Consider the following 3912-nt stretch of genomic DNA (forward strand, 5'->3'; position numbering starts at 1 on the left):
CCGTCCGGTCAGGCCAGCCCTGGTACGAATTCGCTCAGGGCCATCAGCAGGCACGCCAGGCAGAAGAGCAGGAACCAAGGCGCCCTCCAGGAAGCATAGATTCCCTTGGGAGCGCGATTGCTGCGGCAGTAATCACGGAGAGTCCTAATCTTGAACAGCAGCCCGACGACACCGATCAGCAGCACCAGGATCATGAGCAGGCCCAGGCCGATGCGAACCACCTCGGGTGCCAGGGGCATGTACTTGGCAAGCAGACCTGAAGAGAAAGCATTGTTGAGCATGTGCACCAGCAGGGACCAGACCAGCCCGTACTCCATGGCCAGATAGCCCAGAACCAGGCCGGAAATGAAACCGAACAGACCCTGGACCAAGGAGCCATGCATGAAACCGAAAAGCAAAGAAGAGGTAATAATGGCGAAGACACGACCAAAGCGGCGCAAGCCGTTCATGATGACCCCGCGAAAGACCAGCTCCTCGGCAAAAGGCCCCAAAAGAATGGCATAGAAGAGCATGATCGGCGTTTCCATGCCGCCGTCATCAGGTGCGGTCGGCGGATGCAGCCCAGTACCGGACAGAATAGCGCCCAGTCCAGAGTCGGCCGCACTGGCCACCAGCTGACTGAGGAAGAAGCAGGCCAGGGCGATGATCAGCGCCAACAGGCTGAATCGGCGGGCGGTAACCCAACGCACCTGGTCCTGGCCATGCCGTTCATGGCCTACAATGACCGGCCATTGACTGATCAAGGCAAACAGCAGGGCCAACACTACAGAGATAACCACTGTCCAGTCCCCCAAAGGACCGTTGAGTTGCGCTTTGGAAGCATGCGGGAAGAAAGCAGGCAGAACAACCTTGCCTCCCAAAAGGCCTACCAGGGTCTCGATGGCCACGTAGATGAAGGCAAAAGCACTTAGGGCATTCACTGCCCGTCTAACGCCCCAGTCGTGCACATCGCCGCTGCTGTGCCTCATGATAACCGCCCCTCTTCGTTTACTAACCGGTCACAGTCGATCAATGACTGCCACTTTCCATGGTAAGCGAAAAAGGGGCGGAGGACTTTCATATCAGGGCGCACAGCCCGTCGGTCAAATGATGCCGCGATCAGCCAGGGGCCCAGGCCAATCGATTTGGCCCTCCCTGGCTGAAGTGACCGGCTCTTCGGGCATATGCTGTGCCGGCAGGGTACGCGGCTTGAAGGGGAAGCGCTCAGCCCTCATGCGCTCATAGGCACGGATGTCATCCTCGTGCTGCAGGGTCAGATCGATGTCGTCATAGCCATTCATGAGCCGCCATCGTACGTAGTCGTCAACCTGGAAGGGCAGAGTCACATCCGCGCAGGTGACCGTGCGAGCGCCCAGGTCCACAGTCATCTCGGTGCCAGGATCCTCCTCCAGGAGCTTCCAGAGCAACTCCACTGATTCCTGGGGCATGATGGCGGCCAGAACCCCGTTCTTGGCGGTGTTCCCATAGAAGATGTCAGCGAAGCGTGGGGCAATGACCACGCGGAATCCATAGTCCCGCAGAGCCCAGACCGCATGCTCACGCGAGGATCCGATGCCGAAGTCCGGCCCGGCCACCAGGATGCGAGCACCTGAATATTCAGGCCTGTTGAGCACGAAATTCGGATCCCTTCGCCATGCATAGAAGAGTGCATCCTCAAAGCCGGTCTTCTTCACCCGCTTCAGGAATACGGCTGGAATGATCTGATCGGTGTCGACGTTGGAGCGGCGCAAGGGCACCCCGACCCCGGTAACAACGGAAAGTGGCTCCATGATGACCTCCTGCCTGCTGGATGGCAATTACGAATGATTGATGGGCTTACAGATCGGCCGGCGAGCAGATGGTTCCTCTGATGGCGGTGGCAGCGGCCACCTCGGGCGAGGCCAGATGCGTCCTGCCACCCTTGCCCTGACGACCCTGGAAGTTGCGGTTGGATGTGGAAATGGAACGCTCCCCCGGCACCAGCTGGTCGGGATTCATCCCCAGGCACATGGAGCAGCCGGCGTTGCGCCATTCGGCTCCGAAGTCCTCGAAGATGCGGTCCAGCCCCTCTTTTTCGGCCTGAATGCGAACTCGCGAAGAGGCCGGCACCACCAGGACGCGATGCAGATTCTTGGCCTTGTGGTGTCCCTTCATGATGGCCGCTGCTGCGCGCAGATCCTCGATGCGCCCATTGGTACAGGAACCGATGAAGACGGTGTCCACGGCGATGTCCCGGATGGGCATCCCAGGCTTCAGACCCATGTAATCGATGGCTTCCTGGGCCGCCTGGCGCTTGGCGGGGTCGGCGATCTTGTCGGGAACGGGCACATCAGCAGCTATAGGCAGGCCCTGTCCGGGGTTGGTTCCCCAGGTCACGTAGGGGGTCAGCTGGTCGGCATCCAGGATAACCTCCTTGTCGAAGACCGCATCCGGATCAGTGGGAAGGGTCCGCCAGTATTCCAAGGCCTGATCCCACATGGCCCCCTTAGGAGCGTGCGGACGGCCCTCCAGGTAAGCGAAGGTGGTCTCGTCCGGCGCGATCATCCCAGCCCTCGCCCCGGCCTCGATGGACATGTTGCAAATGGTCATGCGCGCATCCATGGACATGCGTCGAATGGCATCGCCCCGGTACTCCAGAACGTGCCCCTGGCCGCCGCCAGTGCCGATCTTGGCGATGACGGCCAAAATGACGTCCTTGGCGCCGACGCCGGGCTTGAGCTGGCCGCGGACGGTGATGGCCATGGTCTTGAAAGGCTTCAGGCTCAGGGTCTGCGTGGCCAGGACATGCTCCACCTCGGAGGTGCCGATGCCGAAAGCCAGGGCCCCAAAGGCCCCATGGGTCGAGGTATGCGAATCGCCGCAGACGATGGTCATGCCGGGCTGGGTCAGTCCCAGGACGGGTGCAAAAGCATGGACGATACCCTGGTCCGCGTCCCCCAATGGATGCAGACGGACGCCGAACTCGCGGCAATTGCGTTCCAGTGTGGAGATCTGCAGGGCCGAAACCTTGTCGGCGATGGGCCGATCGATGTCGATGGTGGGGGTGTTGTGATCCTCGGTGGCGATGACCTGGTCCAGGTGACGGATCTTCCGGCCGGCCAGGCGCAACCCCTCGAAGGCCTGTGGACTGGTCACCTCGTGCATGAGCTGCAGATCGATGTAGATCAGATCGGGCTCGCCCCCCTGGCCCTTTCTGACCAAATGATCGGCCCAGACCTTTTCCGCCATTGTGCGTCCCATATCGCCTCCTGAAAGTCTGCGACCGGCCGGGACACCAACCTCATCGGCACCCCGCCGGCCTCTTACCACCGAGTATGGAACTGCGCGACCATTATGAACTTTTGCATTTCATATACTGAGATGGCATAATTCAACCATGGACACACCTTCTATGAACGATGACGACAGATACCCCTCCACAAATGATCCGAACATGCATCAGGAGGAGATTCATTCGGGCGTCGGCGTTCTGGATAAGACGGTGCGAATTCTGGATACCCTGGAGACCGGACCCATGACCCTGGGCCAGCTGGTCAACGCCACCGGGTTGGCCCGACCCACGGCCCACCGCTTGGCCATCGCCTTGGAGCGCCACCGCTTCGTACTGCGGGACGCGCATGGCCGGTTCGTACTGGGTTCCCGCTTCGCCGAACTGGCCGCTGCCGCTGGCGAGGATCGACTGCTGACCGCGTCGGGGCCCATCCTGCATACACTGCTCAACCGTTCTGGCGAATCAGCCCAGATTTTCCGCCGCCAGGGCGAGGTCCGGGTCTGCATCGCCGCAGTGGAACGCGCCTCCGGCCTGCGCGACTCCATCCCTGTCGGCGCCCTGCTGTCCATGGAGGCCGGCTCGGCTGCACAGATTCTGCTGGCCTGGGAGGAACCTGAGCGCCTCCACCAAGGCCTGCGACACGCCAAGTTCAACGCAGCGAC

4 protein-coding genes are annotated in these 3912 nt (G+C 61.1%); 1 reads left to right on the forward strand and 3 read right to left on the reverse strand.

What is annotated here, in order from left to right; genetic code table 11:
- Window positions 1–8: 8 nt before the first annotated feature.
- The 3 genes from AC0AP0_RS09845 to leuC form a co-directional block, all read right to left on the reverse strand.
- A complete protein-coding gene (locus AC0AP0_RS09845; protein ID WP_490430334.1) occupies window positions 9–968 on the reverse strand; it encodes a CPBP family intramembrane glutamic endopeptidase in 960 nt (319 codons plus the stop codon).
- A 114-nt stretch (window positions 969–1082) separates the two neighbouring features.
- Complete coding sequence (gene leuD / locus AC0AP0_RS09850) at window positions 1083–1769, reverse strand: 3-isopropylmalate dehydratase small subunit (protein WP_110412409.1); 687 nt, start codon at window positions 1767–1769, stop codon at window positions 1083–1085.
- Window positions 1770–1815: 46 nt separating this feature from the next.
- Window positions 1816–3219, reverse strand: coding sequence for a 3-isopropylmalate dehydratase large subunit (gene leuC, locus AC0AP0_RS09855; RefSeq protein WP_198229977.1), 1404 nt, complete (start codon window positions 3217–3219; stop codon window positions 1816–1818).
- Between the two features lie 151 nt (window positions 3220–3370).
- Here leuC and AC0AP0_RS09860 point away from each other — a divergent pair.
- Window positions 3371–3912, forward strand: a 542-nt coding sequence (locus AC0AP0_RS09860; RefSeq protein ID WP_490430335.1) for an IclR family transcriptional regulator, incomplete at its 3' end; no start/stop codon positions are given.

This window comes from Bifidobacterium sp. POST2/T3 (B1) (assembly GCF_058197115.1).

What these genes read in the sequence shown, in the direction of transcription:
- AC0AP0_RS09845 (WP_490430334.1), bottom strand. Translation starts at nt 968, where the DNA reads ATGAGGCACAGCAGCGGCGATGTGCACGACTGGGGCGTTAGACGGGCA.
- leuD (WP_110412409.1), bottom strand. Translation starts at nt 1,769, where the DNA reads ATGGAGCCACTTTCCGTTGTTACCGGGGTCGGGGTGCCCTTGCGCCGC.
- leuC (WP_198229977.1), bottom strand. Translation starts at nt 3,219, where the DNA reads ATGGGACGCACAATGGCGGAAAAGGTCTGGGCCGATCATTTGGTCAGA.